General features: G+C 47.1%; 15 protein-coding genes. 1 reads left to right on the forward strand and 14 read right to left on the reverse strand.

The genetic code is table 11. The features are described from left to right. Window positions 1-57: 57 nt before the first annotated feature. The 10 genes from HGH90_RS08475 to HGH90_RS08520 all read right to left on the reverse strand — a co-directional run bounded on the left by HGH90_RS08475 (window position 58) and on the right by HGH90_RS08520 (window position 13,435). Window positions 58-741 carry an outer membrane beta-barrel protein gene (locus HGH90_RS08475; protein ID WP_169190863.1) on the reverse strand — a complete coding sequence of 228 codons (684 nt, stop codon included), beginning with the start codon at window positions 739-741 and terminating at the stop codon, window positions 58-60. A gap of 9 nt (window positions 742-750) precedes the next feature. Beyond that, window positions 751-2,013: a TolC family protein gene (locus HGH90_RS08480; protein ID WP_169190864.1), complete on the reverse strand. Its 1,263-nt coding sequence runs from the start codon at window positions 2,011-2,013 to the stop codon at window positions 751-753. Window positions 2,014-2,020: 7 nt separating this feature from the next. Beyond that, window positions 2,021-5,119 carry an efflux RND transporter permease subunit gene (locus tag HGH90_RS08485; protein ID WP_169190865.1) on the reverse strand — a complete coding sequence of 1,033 codons (3,099 nt, stop codon included), beginning with the start codon at window positions 5,117-5,119 and terminating at the stop codon, window positions 2,021-2,023. 26 nt (window positions 5,120-5,145) lie between these two features. Continuing rightward, on the reverse strand, window positions 5,146-6,252 hold the full coding sequence (locus tag HGH90_RS08490) for an efflux RND transporter periplasmic adaptor subunit (protein ID WP_169190866.1): 1,107 nt from the start codon (window positions 6,250-6,252) through the stop codon (window positions 5,146-5,148). A 41-nt stretch (window positions 6,253-6,293) separates the two neighbouring features. Beyond that, the gene (locus HGH90_RS08495; protein ID WP_168764418.1) at window positions 6,294-7,025 is read right to left on the reverse strand and encodes a DUF4397 domain-containing protein; all 732 of its coding nucleotides are present in this window, start codon (window positions 7,023-7,025) and stop codon (window positions 6,294-6,296) included. Window positions 7,026-7,311: 286 nt separating this feature from the next. Then, window positions 7,312-9,861: a TonB-dependent receptor plug domain-containing protein gene (locus HGH90_RS08500; RefSeq protein ID WP_169190867.1), complete on the reverse strand. Its 2,550-nt coding sequence runs from the start codon at window positions 9,859-9,861 to the stop codon at window positions 7,312-7,314. A 114-nt stretch (window positions 9,862-9,975) separates the two neighbouring features. Then, on the reverse strand, window positions 9,976-10,965 hold the full coding sequence (locus tag HGH90_RS08505; RefSeq protein ID WP_169190868.1) for a FecR family protein: 990 nt from the start codon (window positions 10,963-10,965) through the stop codon (window positions 9,976-9,978). Window positions 10,966-11,043: 78 nt separating this feature from the next. After that, window positions 11,044-11,562 (reverse strand): RNA polymerase sigma-70 factor, encoded by a 519-nt coding sequence (locus tag HGH90_RS08510; RefSeq protein WP_169190869.1) that lies wholly within the window; start codon window positions 11,560-11,562, stop codon window positions 11,044-11,046. 118 nt (window positions 11,563-11,680) lie between these two features. Next, entirely contained in the window at window positions 11,681-12,412 is a 732-nt protein-coding gene (locus tag HGH90_RS08515; protein ID WP_169190870.1) for a LytR/AlgR family response regulator transcription factor, read from the reverse strand. Window positions 12,413-12,418: 6 nt separating this feature from the next. Continuing rightward, a complete protein-coding gene (locus tag HGH90_RS08520; protein WP_169190871.1) occupies window positions 12,419-13,435 on the reverse strand; it encodes a sensor histidine kinase in 1,017 nt (338 codons plus the stop codon). A 192-nt stretch (window positions 13,436-13,627) separates the two neighbouring features. Between HGH90_RS08520 and HGH90_RS08525 the strand changes: the two genes are divergently transcribed. Continuing rightward, a complete protein-coding gene (locus HGH90_RS08525) occupies window positions 13,628-16,075 on the forward strand; it encodes a TonB-dependent receptor domain-containing protein (RefSeq protein ID WP_169190872.1) in 2,448 nt (815 codons plus the stop codon). 57 nt (window positions 16,076-16,132) lie between these two features. Here the strand turns inward: HGH90_RS08525 and HGH90_RS08530 are convergent, their stop codons facing one another. The 4 genes from HGH90_RS08530 to HGH90_RS08545 form a co-directional block, all read right to left on the reverse strand. Then, window positions 16,133-17,116 (reverse strand): methylenetetrahydrofolate reductase, encoded by a 984-nt coding sequence (locus HGH90_RS08530; RefSeq protein WP_168764411.1) that lies wholly within the window; start codon window positions 17,114-17,116, stop codon window positions 16,133-16,135. A gap of 83 nt (window positions 17,117-17,199) precedes the next feature. Beyond that, on the reverse strand, window positions 17,200-18,126 hold the full coding sequence (locus HGH90_RS08535; protein ID WP_169190873.1) for a pentapeptide repeat-containing protein: 927 nt from the start codon (window positions 18,124-18,126) through the stop codon (window positions 17,200-17,202). 261 nt (window positions 18,127-18,387) lie between these two features. Next, on the reverse strand, window positions 18,388-19,989 hold the full coding sequence (locus HGH90_RS08540; RefSeq protein WP_168764409.1) for a RagB/SusD family nutrient uptake outer membrane protein: 1,602 nt from the start codon (window positions 19,987-19,989) through the stop codon (window positions 18,388-18,390). A gap of 17 nt (window positions 19,990-20,006) precedes the next feature. After that, a complete protein-coding gene (locus HGH90_RS08545) occupies window positions 20,007-23,165 on the reverse strand; it encodes a SusC/RagA family TonB-linked outer membrane protein (protein ID WP_169190874.1) in 3,159 nt (1,052 codons plus the stop codon). Between the last annotated feature and the right edge of the window lie 57 nt (window positions 23,166-23,222).

A 23,222-nucleotide genomic window follows, 5' to 3' on the forward strand; every position in this document is an offset into this window, starting at 1 on the left:
AGAAATTAGATATTAATAGAGCCCCCGCAATAATGCGGAGGCTTTGTTTTTCCTGGTTTATTTTTTCCGCCATTGATAACCCAGGAAAAGGTTGAATTGTTGGTTGTATATTTTCCATTGATGTTGCATACGAGGATCTTCCATCACCGGTATAAATCCACGGGAGTAACCTGCGCCTATATTCCAGCCGTTTTTACATTCATATCGCAGCTGCACCACGATGCCCGCATCTAATTTGTAGCGAAATCCCCCCGGCGCTGTAGCGGTGCCGAAAATGTTTTTACCTGCTGTTATTTGTCCATCGGCGCCTTTCCGTTCTATGCTGCTATGCAGCAACCCACTCACATAAGGACCGGCAGATAGCCGGAATCCATGAAAGTCTACGGTAGGTGTAATGGGAGCAATGAGGAGGTAAGTACTTTTAAAACGGCTGTTGTATACCTGGTGGCTGTTGCTGTCTAACAGGTGCAGCATGACGGGATTTTGTCCTACTGATACCTCGGATTGGATACCAAAATATTTGCTTAGCCTGGTGTGTACCGTAATCCCGGCAAATACGCCGGGTAAAGGTTTTACGTAGCTGCCGGCCGACAATAAATGGAGGTCCTTGCCATATAGTGAGCCGGCCGACATCCCTGCCTTGATACCAAATGATACTTCCCGGTATCCGCTGCCATCTTGCTGGGCGCAGACAGGCCGGAGCAACGCGAGAAAAAATATCATCATCAGAATATGTTTCATATCATTCGTTTATAGATTAATGTCCCAAATACCGGCTGTTCTTTCCATTTCTACCAGCGCTGCGGCATATCCATTTAATGCCTCGTAATAGCTTTGTTTCAGGCTGTTGTAGGTACGTTGGGCATTCAGTACTTCCAGCAGGTTGATTTCGCCAGACCGGTAACTGTATATTTTACCTGCCAATGCTTTTTCTGCATCTTCCAATATCCCGGTATGAAATTGATTTACCTGCTTGCGGGCAGCGAGGTAGTTATAATAGCTGGTAGCTACTTCGGTTTGTACCTGTAATGCTGCCTGCTGATAACGGGCGGCAGCCTGGGCGGCACTGTATTGGGCTGATAGCAGTTCCGCCCTGGACCTGCCGGAGAACTTCAAAGGAATGCTAATGCCCGCTGAAATAACATTGGTAGAAGGCGTAGGTGCGATGACGTTAGTGGCTCCGGAGTTTTGTGCTATGCCAAGTGTCAAACCCAGGTCGGGCATCCGGTTGGCCTGCGCCAGTTTCACCAGGTTATGAGCTACCTCTTTATCCTTGCCGGCCGCCAGGATATCTGCGCGGTGGCTGATCGCAGCATTGATCAGATCTTTTAAACTAAACTCCCGGTCAAAGCTGGATTTAACGACAGCGGGGTAGTAAAGTGTATCCGGTGATTTTCCCATCAGCATGCCCAGTTGTAATAAGGCGGCCTTAAAGCTGGCTTCATTCCGGTACACCGTATTCAGCATATTGGCAGCTTCCAGCTTACTCTGGCGGGCATCTACTGCTTTTATTTCTCCCAGCCGGAAGCGGATACTATCTGCACGGGCAAATAGCGACATGCTTTGATAAGATTCCCGTGTTACGGTAAGCAGGTTTTCCTGTAGTATGGCTTGCAGGTAGGCCAGCGTGGCATCCGCCTGGAGGTTGCGATAGTAGTTTTCCAGCAGAAGATTTGTTAGTTCCAGCTGACTCAATGCCACGCTGCTCCTGGCTTGCCGTTTATTGCCGAGTTCCAGCAACCAGCTGACGGAGGTGTTAAACCCATATCCCATTTTCATTCTCTTTTGCCCGTTATCCACCCAGCCAAGTGACAGGCTGGGGTCCGGGAGAACCTTTGCTGCCGCCACCCTGGCGGTGGCCAGGTTCACGTTAAACCGCTCAGCAGCATACGCCAGGTTATTATTGGTGACTGCCGCCATGAAACGGGGATAGATCAGTGAATTTTTGGTTTGTCCATTTCCTTGTATTGCCAAAAAAAGCAATAACAGGATAGTACCATATCTGATAGCCATCTGTTTACTATTTTTTATCCTTTTGCTGATAGTCTGTAGCACCCCACTTGCTTTCAGACAAATAATACAATGCCGGCAAAACAAATAACGTGATGACCGTAGCTGCCAGCAATCCATATACTACTACGGTAGCCAGGGGGCGCTGAACGTCTGAGCCTATGCCGGTAGCCAACGAAGCAGGCAGTAAGCCAATAATGGCTACGGTAGCGGTCATCAGTATAGGCCTGAACCTGTTGGCAGCGCCGGCAATTACCGCCTCCAATAAGGTAGCTCCCTGGATACGCAGTTCATTGAAATTGGAAATCATGATCACCCCATTTTGAATGGCTACGCCAAACAAGGCGATAAAGCCCACTGCAGAAGATACATTCAACGTCATTCCCCGGATGTTGAGCGCCAGCATGCCACCAAACAGCGCCAGCGGAACAATGCTCAGGATCAGTCCCGCCTGCCTGAACCGCCCGAATGCGCCATACAACAGGAAGAACATAAACAGCAGTGTTACGGGCACCACCACCGCCAGTTTTGCGTAGGCGCGCTTTTGATTTTCGAATTGGCCTCCCCATACAATCCGGTATTTCCCATGATCATAAGAGATGTCTTTTTCAATACTGCTCCTGGCCTGTTCCATAAAGGAGGAGAGGTCCACGTTCCGGAGATTTAGCTTTACCGTTAAATGCCTTTTGTTCATTTCCCTGGTGATGGTGCCTTCCCCCGTGGTGGTGCTGATAGTAGATACCTGTGACAAAGGGATCCTGGCCCCGGTGGGGGATGCCAGCGTCAGGTTAGCAATTTTCTCTGGCGTATTCCGGCTATCTTCTTTATAGCGGCAGGTGATATCATATACTTTATTGCCGGTAAAAAGCTGCGACACCGGTTTGCCGCCAATAGCCACTTCTATGAGCTCTGACACCGTACTTACATTCAGTCCATATTGTGCCAAAGCAGCCCTATCGATTTTAATTTGCAACTGTGGGAGCGGAGGCTCCTGGGCGATAGACAGATCTACCGCACCTTTTATTTTTTTAAGGGTTTGCAGCACCTGTTGCGCTATTCGCCTGGTTTCTGTAAAATCATCTCCATATACTTTTACCACCAACTCACTATGGGCGCCAGATATCCGGTCCATCACATTATCAATCATCGGCTGGCTGAACCCCACGGTATAACCCGGCATAGCGGCATAGTCGGCCACCAGTTCCTCAATAAGGTCCGCTTTGGTTTTTCCTTTAGGCCATTCTTTATAAGGCCGGAGGCCTATAGAACATTCAAAATGGGAGGCCGACCAGGGATCTGTTCCATCGTCATTTCTGCCGGCATGCACCATCATATAGGTGATCTCCCTGTGTTTCATGGTCACTATGCGTAATGAGTCACTCATCTCTTTCGACTTCTGCAGCGATATACCCGTGGGGAGTTGCACCTGTAGCCAGATAGAGCCCTCGTCTAAAGAGGGAAGAAAGTCCTTGCCTACGGTAGCGGAGAGTATGGCGGCGCTTACCAGCACCGCGCCCAATGGCCATAATACCCTTTTAGGCTTTTGCATAATCTTCCTGATGCGGGCCAGGTAGGCCACAGATAATTTCTCCAGCCATTTGTTATGGTATAGCTTGCGCGGCTTCCGGTATACACTGTAAGCGAGACCGGGTATCAGCAACATCGCCACTATCAATGCGCCTACCAGGGCGTAGCTCACCGTAAATGCCATCGGTGTAAACAGCTTACGTTCTACTCTTTCAAAGGCAAACAAAGGCAGGTAAGCGGTAATGATAATGATGGTCGCAAATAATACCGGCTTGCCAACGAGCGCCGCCCGCTGCGCGATGGAATGCTCCTCCAGCGGTACCGCCTCATTTTCTTCCCGCTTTTTCAGGATTGTTTCCATCATCACAATAGCGCCATCCACGATAATTCCGAAGTCAATAGCGCCGAGGGAAAGCAGGTTGGCCGGGATGTTGGTGAAGTACATCAATATAAAAGCGATCAGCAATGCCAATGGTATCGTAATGGCCACAATCAGCGCCCCACGCCAGCTGCCAAGAAATACGATGAGCACGATGATGACCAGCATCATACCTTCTATCAATGTGTGAGAAACTGTATTCAGGGTAGTATTCACGAGGTCAGTGCGATCCATATAGGGCCTGATGCGCACCCCATCAGGTAACAGGTGATTGTTGAGATCATCAATGGCATTATGTACTCCTTGTAATACCAATGAAGGATTTTGCCCTTTTAGTAATTGTACTACTCCTTCAATGCTCTCATTGTAATCTACTTCCCGGTCGGTGAAACCCAGGATGCTCTTTCTTTCGAGGTTGCCATACCTGAGTTCACCTACGTCTTTCAACAGGATGGGAACTCCGTTATTGGTTTTGATAACGAGGTCGCCAAGCCCTTCCAGTGTTTTCACCAGTCCGATACCGCGGATGACGTAGCCAAGATCGCCCTGGTTAAGAATACTTCCGCCGGCGTTGGCATTGTTATTAGTAATGGCAGCCTGGATATCACCGAGCGACAACTGATATTGCTCTAACCGTGCCGGATCCAGTTCTACCTGGTATTGCGTGGTAATGCCGCCGAAATTGGTAACGTTGGTAACCCCGGCTTCCTGTTTTAAGCGCGGTACAATTACCCAGCTTTGGAGGTCGGTCAGTTCCCGCAGGTCATGGCCTTTACTCTCAATAACATACCGGTAGATTTCGCCGATGGGCGATGTCAACGGGTCCATGCCTGGCTTGGCGCCATAGGGAAGGGTCAGCGCATTTAACCTTTCGTTGATGCGTTGCCGTGCCCAGTAATCTTCGTAACCATCCTGGAAAACCACGGTAACGATAGATAAGCCGAAGGTACTTTTACTGCGCATGACGTTCATGCCGGGAAGTCCATTCAGTACCCGCTCTACGGGGATGGTAATCTGTTGTTCCATTTCCTCTGCTGCCAGGCCAGGTACCTGCGTAATAATCTGGGCACTTACATCCGCAATATCCGGGTAGGCTTCGATAGATAATTGTTTCCACGAATAGTAGCCAAATAGCGCCAGCATTATAAAAAAGCCTATCAGTAACCATCTTTTCCGGATGGTTATATAAATCAGGTTCATCATGTTGTTCTCAGATTAATAGGTAATGGCTACCTGGCGTCCAGCAGATAATAGGCGCCGTCGCTGATGATGGTATCGTTTTTAGAAAGCCCCGACTTTACCACCACCTTGTTGCCGAGGACACCGTTTGTTTCTACCTGCTGGCGTACGTACCTGCCAGCAGCGATCTGCCGGAATACGAAGGAGGTATTGCTTTGCTGCAGCAATGCTTTTGGGGCAATCAGGACGGTAGGCTGCGGCGTATTTTCAAAATTAACGTTCACATACATGCCCGGTTTAAGTATGTGATCGGCATTTTCGCACTCCATCAATACTTCCACGCTGCGGGAGCTTTCCTCGATCAGTTCGTTGATATGGAAGATGGTGCCTTGTATAATTTTACCTGGTAACGCCGCAATCGTGATCTGTGATTGACTCAGCTGGCGAATAGCACCCATGTCTTTTTCCTTGACGTGACCTGCCACCCATACCTTTGAAAGTTCCGCCACCGCAGCCACACTGGCGCCGTCATTTTTTATCAGTTGACCTACTACCACTTTATTTTCCACTACTTCACCAGCAATGGGGGCATAGATGATCAGGGGCTGTCCCAGGATCAACTCATCGGGGTTGGCTTTGAACAACCGGATGCTTAGCCGTGCGCTTTCATATTCTTTTTTTTCCACGTCGTAATTCATCTGCGCCTCTTCCAATTCCCGCTGAATGCCTACGCCATTAGCGACTAAGTTACGCTGCCGTGCCAGTTTTTTCTCTGCCAGCAACAGTTGCTCTTTCGCCTGGAAAAATGCTTTCTGTGCGGTAATAAAATCCGGTGAACTCATGGCAAACAGGGGCGTACCTGGTGTTACGTTCATGCCAAGTTTCAGGTAAGCGGCAATGATCCTGCCTGAAAAGGTAGGCGCTATTTCAGCGAACTTGTTCGGAATTAATTTTACCAGGCCCACTGCCGGCATCTGCTGGCGCAGCAGTTGCGTGGTAATGGTATCGACATGGATTTTTTTTGCCAGGCCGGATTGTGGATATACAATCACGGTGTCGCCGTGTAGTTCACAGCTGCTGACAGGTGCCCGGGAGGTGCTCTGTGTACAGGATGCCAGGAGTAATGTACCGTAAAATAAAGCCAGTATATGTTTCATTGTGCCATTGTTAAGCGTCATAAGTGCGGGTGCCGGATATTTTATCTATGCAGCCATAGTTGTAAACCGGTAGCTGCATCTGCTTTACCGTCGGAAAGGCCTTTCAGAAATAAAGTGACTGTTTTCTTCCCATCCAGCTGAAGTGAAGGGATATCCAGCAGGGTGACTGTCTTACTGCCTACCTGGGTTTTCACTTTTACCCGGTATGTACCAGCAGCAATGGTTTTGAAGGTGCCAAGCGCAGCGGCGTCAGGATTATTGCCAATGTAGGCAGTGGCTTTTACCAGCCTGGTGCTGTCTTTATCCTTGAATACATCAATATCTACCGGCGTAGTATTAGGCGAGAGGTGCAGGAAACGGACATTTGTTTTAGTGGCGCCCGGGTTGCTAACCATGTCTTTGAGCACAACGAATTTTACTTTGTTATTCTTGAGTGTATCATATATGAACAAGCTATAGCTCACCGCATTTTCGAAAGTAAATTTACTTTCCGCTACCACATTGTTTCCCAGGGTTAGTTTAATAGGAAGGTCTTTGCCGGGTTGCAGCATCGTATAAGGTTTTTGGCCAGATAGATACTGTACTTTCTGCTGTGTTTGCTTTTCGTTTACATTAACGACTACTTCCGCTGTTTTAGGAGAGGCATGTATCACCTGTAGATAGGCTACTGCTACATCAGGTGTATTATCTGATTTCTTTTTGCAGGCGATTATTGATAAACCAGCCAGTACACATACAGATGCTACTTTTAGTGCATTTGTTGTTTTTCTCATTTTCATTAATTTTTAGTTTGCGGATAAATATTTTGGTGTGCTGCACGCTTTATAAACAGGAAGTGGAATCATCTTCCTATCGCTTGTGGATGGAAACAGGATCTTTAACATTTTATTTTATGGGTGAGATAGAGGCTGTATAAATGAGAATAGGAGGCGCTATAAAAGCGCCTCCGGGTTAATTGTAGGTATGATATGAGCCAAAAGTTATATTTGGGGTCAACATAACCATATCTGTCATGAAAACACCAAAAAGTGGAAACTTCCTACGCCGGAGAAAAAAAAGTCAGAATTTAAGCGTATAGGACAAATAAAAGGTGAGATCAAATAAACGGTTTCCCGATAAAGTAGTATTGTAGCCACTATTTTCCAGGTTCCAGACATCCGGAATATATTTATTACGGGCCTGGTAGGCATTGTAAAGACCGGCAGATAACTTGTGAGCAAGGTGCTTACCGGTAGGGAAAAAGAAGCTGGTATTAAAGTTCAGGCGATGATAGGTTGGTAGTCGTTTGAACCGGTACCCGCTTCTGTCAAATACAAAAGGATTATTATTGTCGGGTTCTTTATTGCCCGGATTTACGGGTGTGGGGGTATCAAAGTCTTCGTTTGTTCCAGGGGGCAGGAATTCAGCATCGCCGGAGCTGAAATACCATACCAGGCCCAGCTCCCAGTTTTTAAGCGGGCTATAGTTGATGGTGGCATTTAAATTATGCCGCCGGTCGTAGCGGAATGGATATTTTTTTCCTTCGTTAATACCCGGAAACTGTCTTTCGCTCCACGTAAGGGCATAAGAGAGCTGGAACTGCCATTTGTTGATTTGCTTCCTGGATAGCAGCTCCAGGCCATAGCTCCAGCCTTTTCCGGCAAGGATATCTGTTTCCCAGGTTTCTTCATCATAGAAAATATTCCCCTTTTCCGCGAAGTTGGTATTATTTCTCATCGCCTTGTAATAGGCATCTGCAGAGAGGAATAGTCCTTTTTTATCATTGAAATTATATCCCAGGTTGAGCATATGGCTTTCCACAGGACGCAGTAACCCGGTACTGGGTACCCAAAACTCGCTGTTGATGCCCAAAAACGGCGTGGTTACCTGGTGGAGGTATTGTACCATGCGGGCATACGAAAAAGTAAACTGCTGGTCTTTATTAATCCGCCATGCGGCAAATAGCCGGGGCTGCAGGGAACGGTGGGTATAATCACGGAATTTGTAGGTGGCATAGTTCAGCCCTGGCCGGATTAAAATATTAGACCCAATGCGCCATTCATTTTCAGCATAAAGGGCAAATTCGCCGAAGCGAAGGGGTTGCATGGGCTGATAGTAATCCACCTGTTCCAGGAATTCCGGGGAGATGTTGGTATTGAAAGGTTTGATGGTGGTATGGGCGTACCGGGCCCCAAACCGGAACCTGGCATTGGGTAATGCGTTGTATTCAAACTGACTTTTTGCTTCCAGCTTGTCAATAGAAGCATAGTTGTTAAACGCTTTACTATCTTCAGTTTGCCGGGTAGAGTCATTGAATAGCGCGAACTTAATCCCGGCGAGATTACGGTAGTTGCTGGCATTTACAGTAGTGCTTACAAACGAGCGGGCGCCGAGTAAATGAATCCAGTTAAGCGTTCCCAGCCGGTTTCCCCAGGCCTGCAAACGCTGATAGTCCGGGCGGTTGAGGTTCAGGTGGTCCTTGCCGAGGTAGCCGGTAAACATCAGTTTATTATTGGCATCCAGGAGATGTGTTAACTTAAAATGGATGTCATAGAACCGCAGCCGGTAGTTATCATCCTGGATATTTAACAGGGGATTGGACCAGCTATGGCGCATCGAGAACATCATAGCGGTTGTATGTTTTCGTAACGGCCCTTCTACGGACATGGCGCCAGCCAGCAGTCCGGCATTGGCTTCTCCCGTCCATTTATCCATGTTGCCATCCCGGGTATTCACTTCCGTGATAGAAGAGATAGCACCATCGAAACGGCTGGGGAAATCATTTTTATACTGCCGGATCGATTTAACCAGGGTACTGTTGACAATGGAAATTTCACCCAGCAGGTGACTGGGATTATATACCTGGTTGCCATCCAACAGGAAAATGCTCTGATCCGGATCGCCGCCTCTGACCACTAGTTTTCCGGTAGTTTCCTGTGTTTCCACATTGCCTGGCAACAGGTACAGGGATCTGACCGGATCTGTTTCTCCCAGGAAGTTGTTATAGGCATCTGTTTGGTATTTATCCATCCGGGAGCCGCCATCGGGTTGAAGGATATTACCCGCATCAATTTTCACCTCCGGCAGTTTAACCGGGGAGATCACCAGGTTTTTTTTGGTAGAAGCCTCGATCAGGATGGTGATTGTTTTGGGAGGCAGGCTGCTGTGTTTTACTTCCAGGTAATGTTTGCCTGGTGATAACATCATGTTGTAGTAACCAAACCTGTTGGCCTGGCAGATCTGACCGGATGCCAGGTCCTGCACAGTGGCATAGGCCAATGGTTCCAGGCTGCCTTCTTCCATCGTAAAGCCATAGAGGGGATACCGCTGAGGTAATTTTTTTGCGGGCAGAAGAATGATCTTGTTGTTTATTTCTTCTATCGTCACCGGTTGTCCGCTCAGTAACTTATGCAGTATAGTGCCCAGCATGATGTTGCCATCGGCAATAGCATAGGTGCTGTCGGTAGTGAGGTAGTTGGTAGAATATTCGATCACCGTGCCGCTGTAACTGCTTATTTTCGATAATAAGGAAGGAATGCTACCGGTGGCAGCATGGCACACAAATGTTTTCTTTGTAAGGGATTGCTGGGCCTGAGTGCTCAATGCAGTACAAAGCAGTACTACGGACATGAGAATGCCGACGGCATGATAGCTGTTGAAATGACAATGCCGTAACGACCGCCGGCCGCAAATGTGTGTGTATCTGCTATGCTGAAAATTCCTTACAATAAGTCAAATAAAAAGTTAGTACAGAATAAGGGTGTCTTGTTGTTGTCGGTAATGTAGTCCTGTTAATTTTGCTATTTCATCTACTGCCTGATATAACGATTCTTTTCCAAAGCTGGCGGTGATTGATATTTCGCCAGCCCCCGGCGTCTGTGTGCTATCAATTTTAACAGGATGGTTATAAAAAATAGTTAGTGTTTGGATCACCTCTTTTAAGGAGGTGCTCCTGAAACTCAATTCTTCCTGTTGCCATTGCAGCGGTGAGCTGGTAAATGTTTTTCTTTCAAATGTTTCTCCTGTGAAGATGGCTTCTTCATTGGCAGATAGCGTACATCTTTTTTGCGGATGATCTTTATCTGCAAACAATACCTTGCCGGTAACGACGGCTACTCTTTCGTGTTGCTGCCCTGCATTTACGAGGAAAGAGGTACCGAGTACCGTGATGAGTCCTTTCCCGGTTTCGATACGGAATGGCTGCTGTATGATTGTTTTTACATCAAAATAAGCCTCCCCTGAAAGATATATTTTCCGCTCATCAGCTTTAAATATTTGGGGAAACCGGATAGTTGCTCCTTTCCGTAACCATACCGTAGTGCCTTCAGATAGTGTTATATGCTGATCAGTGGCAGCGGTAATGATGGTAAAGGACTCCTGCCGTTTGTTATACCAAAACCAGCCACCGAAAATGAATCCTGCTACAATAGCTGCTGCCACTAGTGTTTTTAGGAGCGTATTCATCCAGAAAACGGTGTTGGTCGTATCATTTTTTTTCTCCGTGGCCAGTGCAATTCGTTGGTCTATTTTTGACCATGCGCTACTGGTATCAAATTCTTTTTCTTCCAGCCATTCGTCTGTCATGCGCCAGGTGGTAGTCAGCTGCGCGATTTCTTCTTCATAGGCAGGGTCCTGCGATGCCCAGTCGGCAATTATTTTGTCGTCTGCTTTGGCGGATATACCATGCAGCTTTCTGAGCAGTAGTTTTTTTATATGGTCAGGTAATTGTTCCATTTGTTTTCTTCTCCCATTTACTAAAACATAATTATTTGTGAAATTCCTACAAGCAGGAAGAAATAATTTAAAGATGGTTTATAAGGTACTTTTAACGAAATTTCTCAGGAACTTCAACGCTTTCCAAAGCTGGTTATTCACCGTTTTAATGGATATGCCAAGGTTGTCTGCTACCTCCTGGTTACTGAAATTCCCCAGGCGGCTTAATAGAAATACTTCCTTGCATTTGGTGGGAAGCTGGTCAATTCCTTTTCCCAACAATGCTTTATAATCTACCAGCTCGCCTTCACCTGGTTCTGTGCCTACCGGCCAGGCATCTTCTTCTATATCCATGTCGGTCAAACTGTACACAGGCCTGCGCTGCCCACGGTGCAGGTGAGTCAGGCAGTTATTGCGAACAGCGGTGAAAAGATAAAATTTTACACCTTCGACCACCAGGATATCTCTTCGGTTTTCCCATATCTTCACGAAAACATCCTGCACGATATCTTCACACACCTCCTTTTCCTTGATAAAGCTGGTGGCGTACTTGCAAAGCGGGTTATAATACTGTTCAAATACTAATTGGAACTGTTTGTAAAGGTCATCTGTACTCACAAATGAATTTTATAAATATGATACTTAATACGCATGTGTTTCCCGCTACAGGTATATGGGAATTTTATTCAAAAAATTCCCCCTGGTAATCTATAAACGCGCCGTTGTTATTTTCCCTCTATTGAGCTGAGCGTTTGTTCGTAAAGTACTCCCAGATTTCGCGTTTGTAAGTCTTGCCAACAGGCAACGTCAAACCATTTTCCAGCAGTACCTGTGCTCCTTCGAGGGACTGTATTTTTGACAGCGCTACAATATACGAACGGTGTATGCGCTTGAAATGACGTTTATCCAGCTGTTGTTCTATTTCGCTGGTAGTGGAGGCGCTCAGGTACATTTTATCCTTTGTAAATACCTTTACATAGTTGCCATAGCTTTGAATATGGGTAATATCATTGGTCATTATCCTGACGATACCTGTATCGACTTTTAATATTAAGGAGATGTCTGATGTTTGTGGTGGGGGAATGTCTGCGTGACGGGCAACAGGAGGTTTGAAACGGGCAAACACATTATCCACGGCGGCCATAAATTTGGCTATTTCAAAGGGTTTCACCAGGTAATCGACTACCCGGTATTTATACCCTGTGAGTGCATACTGGGTATAAGCCGTAGTTAATACTACCAGCGGTGGATTGGACATGGCTTCCAGCATATCGAGCCCGGAGATGCCCGGCATGTTAATATCCAGGAAGAGTAAATCAACGGGATGCTTAAATAGGAAGTCCATGGCACTCACGGCATTATAGAAGTTACCCACCAATACCAGGCTGCTGGTCGCTTTAATATAGTGGTCAAGCACCCGGTGTGCGCCCTCTTCATCGTCAACTACGATACAGCGTAATGATTCCATCGGCTACTAATAGTTTAATTGCATTTTTAAAATAACTCTGAATTCACTTTCGTTGGAGGAAATATCCAAATGATACTTTCCTGCATACAATAGTTCCAGGCGCTCACGGATAGTGGCCAGGCCAATACCGGTAGAGTTGCTTTGAGGGGGAAGATCGCCTAACGAGTTGGCAATGACTACCATCAGGGTACTGCCATTTAATTGGATGTTGATATCCACAAACGATCGCCCGGCGGCGGTAGTACTATGTTTAAAGGCATTCTCTATAAGCGTAATCAGGATCAACGGCGCAATAGTTATCTTTTCCAGGCCAGGCTGCTGCGCATGCACGACAAAAGTAATTTCGCAACGCTGTCCCACCCGCTCTTTTTCAATAGCGATATAATTTTCTATGAAAGAAATCTCTTCCTGGAGCTTCACCTGCGGCTTTCGTCCATCTTCCAGCTGGTATCGCATGAGCTGCGATAACTTTAAAATCAGCTGGGGAACCCGATCGGGTTCGGTCAGGCTGACCCCATAAAGATTGTTGAACATGTTGAAAAGAAAGTGAGGATTCAGCTGTGCGTGCAGCAACCTTATATTCATTTCAGCGAGTAGCAGCCTGTCTTCCGTCCTTTTCCGGATCTGTGAGGCATGCTGCCTGACGAGGAATAAAAACATGATCGTACTTACGCTGGCGATATTGATAACAAAATAGTATAATAAAACATACAGTATATTTTCCTGGGGGAGTATGCCGGGTTCCACCCAAAAGAAATCTACCGGCCAGAGTATGAAGGTACCCAGCAGTAAAGCTCCCAGGGATATCAGCGCATATTTTCCATACTTCCTGTTCCAGAACAACGGGAAAATAAAGTGCCAATGCAGCTGCGCCAGCGCATATATGATGATAAAGAAAACAAGTCCCTTGAAAAGCGCCGTGAATGAATCCAGTTGGAAAAATTGATTCACCATCGTCAGGATAAACATGGCGACAAAGATCCCGATCTCCTGCAAGTAACGTTTTTTGAACCAATTTGTCATAGCTATTATCTTCTATTGTATTGCCAGTGCCAGCAATGTCAGATTTTTCTATGTATACCGGAAAACTAAATGATGAAGGACGTTCGTCATTAAAATATAGGCTTTACTCATTCTCATTTCCCGGTGGAAAAATAAACATTTTCTTTTGTGCCGACTAAAATTATACCCGTCAATATTAAATTGATAAATCAGATGCCAGGTAAATTTGCCGCTATTTTATTTTTAATCATCGCTTCTTTGCCGGTGCGCGCACAATCCATTATTTCCGGTGGTACGGCTTCTTTTAAAGTAAGAGGAGTGGTCCTGGATGCATTGGATAATAAGCCGCTTGAACTGGCCACCATCCTGTTGAAAGATAAAGGCCAAGCCGTTATTAAAACTGCATTGACAGATGCCGCAGGTGCGTTTAATTTGACAGTGCAGGAAAAAGGCACTTATTTTTTAACGATTTCGCATACGGGCTATGAACCCTACTCGGGAACGATAGACGTGAAGGCATCCACGGGAGACGTCATTAAATTTACCCTGTTAAGGCAAAGCCAGCAGTTGCGGGTAATTGAAGTGAAAAAGCGTAAGCCTTTGGTACAAAGCAAAGGAGATAAGTTGGTATATAATGCGGCCGCTGATATTGGTAATAAAAGCGGGTCGGCCGCAAATGTGCTGCGGAAGGCACCCATGGTAACTGTCAGCGCCGATGGTGTTGTCAGCCTCCGGGGAAATTCAAACATTAAGATTCTTCTGAATGGTATGCCGTCAGGCATCCTTGCCAAAAATCTGAAGGAAGCTTTGAAGATGATCCCCGCCAGCTCCATATTATCGATTGAGGTAATTACGGCCCCCTCGGCCAGGTATGAAGCAGAAGGAGCAGCAGGTGTGATTAATATCATTACGAAGGAGAAGATAAAAAGTACTTCCGGTACGGTTGATATAAGCATGGGAAACCGGGAACAGTCTGCCAGTATCGGCCTGAACATGTCGGGCGCTAAGTTGGACTTTAGTGTTATGGCCAGCGGCATGTTTGAGCAAACGCAAAAAGAGAATGAGCTAAACCGGGCATCATTTTACAAAGGACAGCCAGCGGGCAGCCTGGTGCAGCGAGCTGATAGCCGGCAACGGACAAAAGGAGCCAGCCTGGAAATGGGTATGGAATACCGGCCTGATTCAACGCAGAAATTCGGTACAACGCTTTCTTATTGGCATGATCAATGGCCGGTACGTAGCAATTTGTATAATGATTATAGAGATGCCAACAATCCGTCGCGCTATAACCAAAGCTCAGATCAGCAGGGACGCTTTCATTACATTGATCTTTCATTAAATTACCAGAAACGGTTTAAACGCAAGAAGCAATCGTTACAGTTATTGGGAAATCTTAGCCGTTCTACAGACCGTTTCAGTTACCAGACAGATCAATTCACAATTGATGGTACCCATTTTTTCCGGGAAGTGAGTCCTAACTCCGGAAGGAGTAAGGATTACAGCTTCCAGGCTGATTATACGCATCCTTTTAATAAAGCAGGGAACAGTTTTATTGAAATGGGTGTGCGTTGGAGTAAAAATGATGCTACCAGCAACTTTGCCGTTTACAATAATATAAACAACCGTGGTAGTAAGGATTTGAAGCAGGACCAGGAGCGTAGCGATTCTATGACGTACTTCCAGGATGTTTTTGCTTCCTATGTCAGCACAGAGCTCCAAACGAAGAACAACTGGCGCTTCCGCCTGGGCGCCCGTTACGAGTATACGCGGATAAACGCGGCCTTCAAAGGAACCAAGCCTTCATTTGGCGCCAATTTCAGTAACCTGGTTCCTAACCTGTTAATTGCGAAAAAAGTTAATGAAGCGCATGAGCTTAAGTTCAGCTATACGGAACGCATTCGCCGGCCCTTTATCTGGGACCTCAATCCCTACATAGATGCCAGTGATCCCCGTAACCTGACTATGGGTAATCCCCGATTACGTCCGGAACTTACACGCATGTTAGAAGCATCTCACATTTATAGCGCAGCTTCCGGTCTTAACCTCGTTAGCAGCGTTTACTTTAACTTTAACTCCAACTCTATTGAATCGCTTTTAACTGTTGATAGCAATGGTATTTCACGGACGTTACCCCAGAATATTGCTGCTAACAAACGGTTGGGGGCAAATATCAATGCATATACGCAGCTCAGCGATAGCTGGACAATCAACGGAGGTCTGGAGTTGTACCAGGTGTGGTTTAAAAGTAATGCATTGCAGGCTGGTAACAGCGGCTTCTTTCATGCTTTCAATATAAATACTTCCTATACCATTCCCAGCGGGTATACGTTTGAGTTATCCGGCGACTATAACAATGGCTTTATAACACTGCAAGGTAAAAGTACATCGGACTATACCTACCGTATAGCCGTTCAGAAAGAAGTGCTGCAAAAACGGGCAAGCATTACGCTGTCAGTGGTGAATCCCTTTCAGCGTAACTTCCGGCAGCGTAGTATGGCAACCGCTCCTGCGTTTAATCAGCAGTCGACGACCTATCACTATAATAGATCTGTTGCGATCGCGTTTAACTGGCGGTTTGGCAAAGCGACTAAAAGTAAAGAGAAGAAAATGCCGGAAGAACAACCAACGCGTCCGGAGCGGCGGCGGACAGACAGGTATTAACCGGTGTTGTCGTCTTCGCCATATCAAACGCGTTGGAATGTATAACTAATGCGCTTATCAGGAGATCAGCCGGAGATTGTCGGTATGCGTTGCCAGATCAAGGCTGCCAGCCGAAGTGCCGGCACCCTTTGCTAACTGCAATACATCTTTTAACAGTTCGTTGGCAGCTTCTATTTCCTCTTTTTTAATAGAGATGCTTTCAATATTAAAACCGATAGGAATATTTTTGGCCTGCGTATAGTTCAGAATTTCTATCGCGATATTCTTGCAGGTTTCGATGGAGGAAGACAAAATATCTTTCGAGTGTTTTAGATCGTTATAAAGCCACTTTGGTACTTCTATGCCCAACCATTCCATAAACTGCAATGTTTTGAGCGATCCGCAAGGCGCCAGGGTGAAGATTAACGGGGAAAGTGATTGGTCGTTATCCTGCCCGGCATAATAGTAGTCGGAGAGAAGGTTTTTTGTATCATTCAGGCTATAAACGCACTGCGATACAAAAAAGCTGCATCCCTGGTTTATTTTACTGAAGATGCGGAGGTGTTCGTCGCCTTTTTTGGTATGGCGCTCGGGAATGGTAACTCCACCTAATACGAGCGACTTGGCATACTGGTTCCGCAGGTCATATGCATCCTGGAGAGAAAAGTTAGTGGCTTCCACCTGTTGGTGAGAAGAGGCGCCTACAAAAACGGCGTAATCGATATGTTGATTGGCCTGAAGCCAGTTGGTAAACTGTGCTTTATCCAGGTTGCCAATGCTTTTGTAAATCACTTTGGGGACTTGCAGTGAGGCTAAATAGTTTTTGCTATAGTCCTCCGGCGTAATGGTAGATTGGAAAGCAAAGGTTCTTTCCTTTTCTGTCCGGGTAGATTCATCCTGGATATCGTAGAGCAACAGCCCATCAATGGAAAGTCCCTGGAGCCTTTCAACTTGTTTGCCGGCAATAATTTTTACCTGTTCGGACTGAGTAGTAGCCTTCGGTGGCGTCAAACTATAAAAGACCAAATTGGACCCTGGCTGATGTATCTTTTCCTTGAGCATGCATGATGATTTCGGCAAAAGTACAAATTGGGCGGGGATTTTGGGAGATTTATTGATCCGTGGGCATATCGAGCGAATGGTATTTATATAACAGTAACTTTTGATAAATCAATCACGCGTAATCCTTTCAGCGCCGCATAGGTCAATTTATCCATCGAGGCGCCGTCAAAGCACATAGTTTTGATCGCGAGGTATGATTTGTTGGTGAGTGAAAAAGGCAGCGTAAAAGATACATTCCTGAGTGTGGCCCCTCTGAATGACACATCTTTCAAGGCAGACTTGTTAAAACGGACGCCGGTGAATGACTGCCCATCAAAGCATACGCCTTGTAAATCGCAGTGATTAAAGTCAACGTTATTAAAAACGCATTGCTCGAAGATCGTTGTTCTAAGGTCCGTTTTGGTGAGCTGAACGTCTGTGAGGGCAGCGCCTATGAATTGGGCGCCTTGTCCTGAGATATGCAGGGTAGTGCCTACCAGGACAGATGCACGGAAGCTGGCGCCTGTAAGATCAGTGGTGGAGAAACGGCAGTCTTTCAGGTGGGCGTCATCAAAATTGGCTTCGCGGGCATCCACTACGTCAAATGAAGTCCCGGTGAGGTCAGCGCCTGCAAAGTTGGCTCCGCGGAGGGAGCTCGCTTCGAATTTTCCTTTATGTAAAGTAACGCCGGCAAAATCGCCTTTTTGCAGGTCGATGGCGGTGAGGTCAATTTGTACCTGCCGCCCGGGCGAAGATGAGGGCGAAGGCTCGCTGGCCTCCACTACCGGTTGTTTCACCAGTGTTGATAGTTCATTATCCGTGGTGGACGTGCCTGCTGAAAAATGGTTTAGGTCTACGCCTAATATCTCCGTAAGACGGTTAAACGTAGTGATATCAGGCATGGATTCTCCACGTTCCCATTTTCCCACCGCCTGGGGACTAATAAACAGTTGTTGGGCAAGCTTTGCCTGAGACATTCCCATTGCCTTTCGTGCTTTGGCGATTTTGCCGCCGATTACCTTAGTGTCCATACACGATATATTTATTTTTCGATAAAACGAAGATAGGCTGCATCCTTTCCAGAATCAACTAAAAATGAAAACTATTGGTGGTAACGGCACTACTTATAGTTGTTTACATACAAAAAGCCCCGCTACAGCGGGGGCTTCGTGGTAAATCCCTTGGCGTTGACAACAGGGAAGAAAAACGATTGGGGTGACCGGATGGAAGGCCAGCTGTTATTTTATCTGCCGTGTAAGGCCCTTTCGCCGGCGGTGATAGTTTTACGTGTTTTAATTCCAACCGTTTTTGATGTCCTTGGCAACATTTGGATTATAGTTTTTCTCAACATCAGGTATAGGGAGCAACAGGTTTTTATCCTGGAAAGGTTGTGTTCCAGTGCCTGGTTCTATGGCCTTTTCTGCGTTGATAGTTTGTTTAAGGAGGCCCCATCTCAACAGGTCGAAATACCGGCATTGTTCTCCGCATAATTCCAGCTGGCGTTCCCGCATCAATATTTTCATCGCGTTGTTTTTGTCGCCCAGCGTGGTGTACAAAACGGCATGTGAGCGGGAACGTACGCTGTCGATCAGTGCCAGTGGTGCATCGCCGGTATTGCCTTGCTGGATATGTGCTTCGGCCAGCATCAGCATTACGTCGGCCAGGCGGATCACCTGCCCGTTAATCGGGCTTTTGGGATCACCATACTTTTCCACCAGGTTGTAATATTCATATTTTTTCCAGCGATAATCACCCTGTGGATCGGTAGCATCAAATGGATACGGTTTAGCGCCTGTGGCGCATTGCTGGCAGTACGCGGTATCTCCGCCGGAAGCCGGAGTGCCATAGAACGTGGAATTAGCACGAGGGTCGATATAGGGTAGACCTGTTGTGGGATTGGGATAGGTAAATGCTTTTACGGCAGCATTGCTGATATACACGTTCTTCCAGTCGTTCCAGCCATATTCCATCGCGCGACCGGTATGTGTTTGTTTACCTACCTGCTCTGCGCCATTGCCAAACATGTAGTAAGGGGAGCCAATACCCCAGTCGGTCCACTGCTGGTCCATGATCTGGAAGATATTTTCCGGCGTGTTCTGGTTGGTAGTGCTGAAAACATTATCAAAGGAAGGGTCGAGTTTGTAGGCGTAAGGTGCTCCCATCAGCTTTTCAAAGGAAGCTTGTGCCTGCGGCCATTTTTTCTCGTATAAGTATACTTTGCCGAGCAGGGCTATCACAGCGCCTTTGGTAACGCGGCCCAATTCTGCGGAAGGATATACAGTAGGTAATTCTGCGGTGCTTTGAGCTTCTGTCAGGTCCTTTTCTATCTGTTTCCATACATCGGCGGCCGGGCTGCGGGATAAATAGTTGTTGTGAAGGGTGGTTTGATAGTCGGTATACAGTGGCACATCTCCCCATAACGTTACTAAATGGAGGTAAGCGTAGGCCCGGAGGAACTTTACTTCGGCCAGGTATTGATTCAGCTTTGCGCGATCCGTGGTGGCAGTGGGATTCCACGCGGCTGCCCGGTCTATCACCAGGTTGCATCTGAAAATCATCCGGTAAAGAGAACCCCATAAGTTGCCCAGGTCTGCATTGTTGGTACCGAAGGTATAGTCGCCCAACTCCTGTTCTGCTCCCAGCAAAAAGCTGGCGCGTTTGGCTTCATGGCCCATCAGGTCAAAAATGAAATAGTATTCCCTGGCCCATAACCCTGGGTGCAGCAGGGTGGCATAACTGGCGATGGTAGCCTGGTTCAGGGCAGATATGTTGGTGAAATAGGTATCGTATGCGTAGGCGCTCTGATCTACCAGGTCGAGGCGCGATTTTTTACATCCCGTGGAAATGGCCATCAGACCTGTTATCAGCAGCAGTTGACGTATGTACTTCTTCATAAAATCACTTTTAAAAATTAAAGCCCTAATTGAATACCTGCCAGGAAGGTTCTTGGCTGTGGCACCTGTCCCTGATCAATGCCGCGTGCAAAAATATAGTCGCCCGCTACCTCCGGATCATAGCCGGTATAGCGGGTGAACGTCAGTAAGTTTTGCGCGGCAATGTAAATGCGCAGGGATTTCAGGGTGCCTTTGGTGACATTGCTTAACATAGCAGCAGGCGCGTTGTATCCGATGGTAATATTGCGCAAACGCAGGTAGCTGCCATCTTCCAGCCACCAGTCAGATGGACGGAGGTTACCGTTGCCAGTTACATTCTGGCCTATCCGGGGCAGCGCAGCTACGTCGCCGGGTTTACGCCACCTGTCGAGGATGTCGGTGGTAGCGTTATGGCCGGTAGACATGAAGCTGGTATTTAATTTCAATCCATTAAAGAGTTTGGAGCCGCTAACACCGGACAATACGAGGTTCAGGTCAAAGTTTTTATACGTGATACCAGCGTTGATACCGTATACATATTTAGGAATGGCATTGCCTAATATTTCCTGGTCTTTTGCAGTTACTACGCCGTCGCCGTCGATATCTTTATAAATAAAGTCTCCCGGTAACAAACCATCCTGGTACCTGGCATTGGGGTTGCCTGTTTTTTTAGCTGCTTCCTGGTTGAGGGCAGTTATTTCGTCAGCATCCCTGGCCACATGGTCCATACGGTAGCCGTAGAAAGAACCGATGGCATAGCCGGCTGCAGTATAGGTAGTAGTAGGTACGGGGGTAAAGGCACCGGCCTGTATAGGGGCGGAGAACTGGTCACCTAGTGATAATACTTCGTTGTGGTTAACAGATCCGTTTACGCTTACATTGAAGCTGAGGTTGTTGTTGATTTTATCGCGGTATCCGATCGTCAGCTCAAAGCCTTTGTTACGGGCGTTGGCAGCGTTAACTGTTTTCTTTGGCTGGGCGCCGGTAGGGCTTACACCAATACTGGCGGGCAGCAGTGTGGTTACCAGCAGGCCGGTGCTTTTACGATTGTACCAATCGGCTTCCAGGGTGAGACGGTTATTTAAGAAGGCGAGGTCGAGACCGATATCAGCCTGGTTGGTTTGTTCCCATTTTAAATCGGGATTGCTCAGGGTGGTCAGCGTAGTGCCGGATATAAATGTTTCCGTACTGCCTAAAGAATACACCAGGGCTCCTCCGGGAGTACCCTGGTAGGTTTTGGATGTGTTGAGGAAGTTAGGAATATTATTGTTACCGGTTTGTCCCCAGCTAAAGCTCAGCTTTCCATCTGATAAAATGGGAAAGTTATTTTTCAGGAAGTTTTCTTCTGAGAAGCGCCATGATAAACCGCCGGCGGTGAAATTACCATAGCGGTTATTAGGGCCGAAGTTGGAGGCGCCGTCTCTTCGGTAGCTGGCCGTCAGGATATATTTATCATCATAAGTATAGTTGGCCCGCGCATAATAAGAGATCACGGAAGGGCGTGAATAGTTTGAATAGGTATTGGTAACGGATTGGGAAGAGGCCACTACCACATCTGTGAGATTATCATTGGGTTGACCGGTACCCCTGATAGACGAGCCGTTGGTACGTCCCGGGTCAATGTAGCTTTGTCCTGCGATTAAAGCCAGCTGGTGTTTGCCGAATAATTTATCGTACGACAGGTAGTTCTCCAGCATGTAGTAGGAGTTTTCTGAAAAGACAAGCATCGACTGGCGTGCCTGGTTCAGGAAGTTAGAGGACTGGTACTGTTTCTGGTAGCTGCTGGTGCGGCTGGAATTCACTTCTGCTGCAAATTGTGAGCGGAATTTTAATCCATCGATGATGCGTACTTCACCGGATAGTTGCGGGAAAAAAGCCAGTGATTTGGCGGTCTGACTTTTCATCGCAATTTCCTGCAGTGGGTTCACCGCATTGCTGTAGTCATCGATATTGGAAACGATAGAGTATCCGCCCTGGATAGATGGATCGAGCACCGGTTTATAGGGCGCATACTGTATGGCGTTGATGATATTGGCGTAGTTGCCTTTACCTACGTATTGGCGTACAATCACGTTTTGTGTAAACCGGAACCGGCCCATTGTTTCCTCCAGGCCTACGCGTGCCTGGAATCTTTTGTTGGTGGCATCGGTTAAGATAGACTGCTGATCGATGTAGGTGGCAGATACGCTATAGTTTACTTTTTCGCCGCCGCCGCTGATGTTCAGGTCATTTTCAGACACCATGGCGTTATGGAAAATGGCGTCCTGCCAGTTGGTGCTATCCTGTAAGCCTCCTGGTGTGTTGAACTTGGCAGGTAGCACAGTGTTCTTGGTAGCGGCAAGATCTTTCAGCGCTTCCACATATTGTGCAGTATTGAGCAGGTGCAGTTGTTTCCAGGCTTTAGCCATACCCCATTGAGAGGTAAAGCTAACGCGGGGAGGACCTGTTTTTCCTTTTTTGGTAGTGATGATGACCACGCCGTTGGCTGCTGCAGAACCATAAATGGCGGTAGAAGAGGCATCTTTCAGGACAGTGATATTTTCGATGTCCTGTGGATTGAGTGTGTTAAAAAGGTTTTTGGTACCCTGGATACCGTCTATCACATACAAGGGATTGACGTCGGTAAAGCTACCAGTACCCCTGATGATTATCTGGGCATCTGCGCCTAATATGCCACTGCTTTGCAGTACCTGTACGCCGGCGGCTTTACCGATGAGTAACTGGGAAGGGTTGGTGGCGTTTACAGCACCGGCTTCTTTCACCGTTACTACGTTAAAGGCGCCTACCACATCTTTCTTCCGGGCAGTGCCGTAACCGATAACGACGATGTCGTTGAGGGCTGCCACTGTTTTGACGAGGCGTATGGAAAACGTGAGTGTGGCGCCTGATTTCAGGGATACGTTGTTCAGTCGCTGGGTTTCGAAGCCCATGTAAGAAACGCTGAAAGCGTATTTTCCTTCAGGGGGTAATCCGGAGAAGCGGAATACGCCATTGCTGTCAGTTACCACGCCGGCGGTGTACTTTGTTTTTTCATTAAGCGCTACTACGGAGGCATTGGGGAGAAGGTCGCCCTGATCTGTGCGCACGGTGCCGGTCACCTGCATGCGGCCTTGCGCGGGGGCGATCATTGAAAATCCTGATATCAACATGACAAGTAGCAGGAACAGGCGCCATTTTGGTCGATAGAACATCTTCATAACTGGAACGTGTTTTAAATGTATAGGGCAAAGCAAGCCCTCAACGCTTAAGGCGTC

This window comes from Chitinophaga sp. Ak27, from assembly GCF_012726295.1.
GTDB lineage: Bacteria > Bacteroidota > Bacteroidia > Chitinophagales > Chitinophagaceae > Chitinophaga.

Coding starts and splice junctions, on each gene's coding strand:
- HGH90_RS08520 (WP_169190871.1), bottom strand. CDS start 13,435: ATGACAAATTGGTTCAAAAAACGTTACTTGCAGGAGATCGGGATCTTT.
- HGH90_RS08530 (WP_168764411.1), bottom strand. CDS start 17,116: ATGCTCAAGGAAAAGATACATCAGCCAGGGTCCAATTTGGTCTTTTAT.
- HGH90_RS08480 (WP_169190864.1), bottom strand. CDS start 2,013: ATGGCTATCAGATATGGTACTATCCTGTTATTGCTTTTTTTGGCAATA.
- HGH90_RS08525 (WP_169190872.1), top strand. CDS start 13,628: ATGCCAGGTAAATTTGCCGCTATTTTATTTTTAATCATCGCTTCTTTG.
- HGH90_RS08535 (WP_169190873.1), bottom strand. CDS start 18,126: ATGGACACTAAGGTAATCGGCGGCAAAATCGCCAAAGCACGAAAGGCA.
- HGH90_RS08475 (WP_169190863.1), bottom strand. CDS start 741: ATGAAACATATTCTGATGATGATATTTTTTCTCGCGTTGCTCCGGCCT.
- HGH90_RS08485 (WP_169190865.1), bottom strand. CDS start 5,119: ATGATGAACCTGATTTATATAACCATCCGGAAAAGATGGTTACTGATA.
- HGH90_RS08545 (WP_169190874.1), bottom strand. CDS start 23,165: ATGAAGATGTTCTATCGACCAAAATGGCGCCTGTTCCTGCTACTTGTC.
- HGH90_RS08490 (WP_169190866.1), bottom strand. CDS start 6,252: ATGAAACATATACTGGCTTTATTTTACGGTACATTACTCCTGGCATCC.
- HGH90_RS08515 (WP_169190870.1), bottom strand. CDS start 12,412: ATGGAATCATTACGCTGTATCGTAGTTGACGATGAAGAGGGCGCACAC.
- HGH90_RS08540 (WP_168764409.1), bottom strand. CDS start 19,989: ATGAAGAAGTACATACGTCAACTGCTGCTGATAACAGGTCTGATGGCC.
- HGH90_RS08505 (WP_169190868.1), bottom strand. CDS start 10,965: ATGGAACAATTACCTGACCATATAAAAAAACTACTGCTCAGAAAGCTG.
- HGH90_RS08500 (WP_169190867.1), bottom strand. CDS start 9,861: ATGTCCGTAGTACTGCTTTGTACTGCATTGAGCACTCAGGCCCAGCAA.
- HGH90_RS08495 (WP_168764418.1), bottom strand. CDS start 7,025: ATGAGAAAAACAACAAATGCACTAAAAGTAGCATCTGTATGTGTACTG.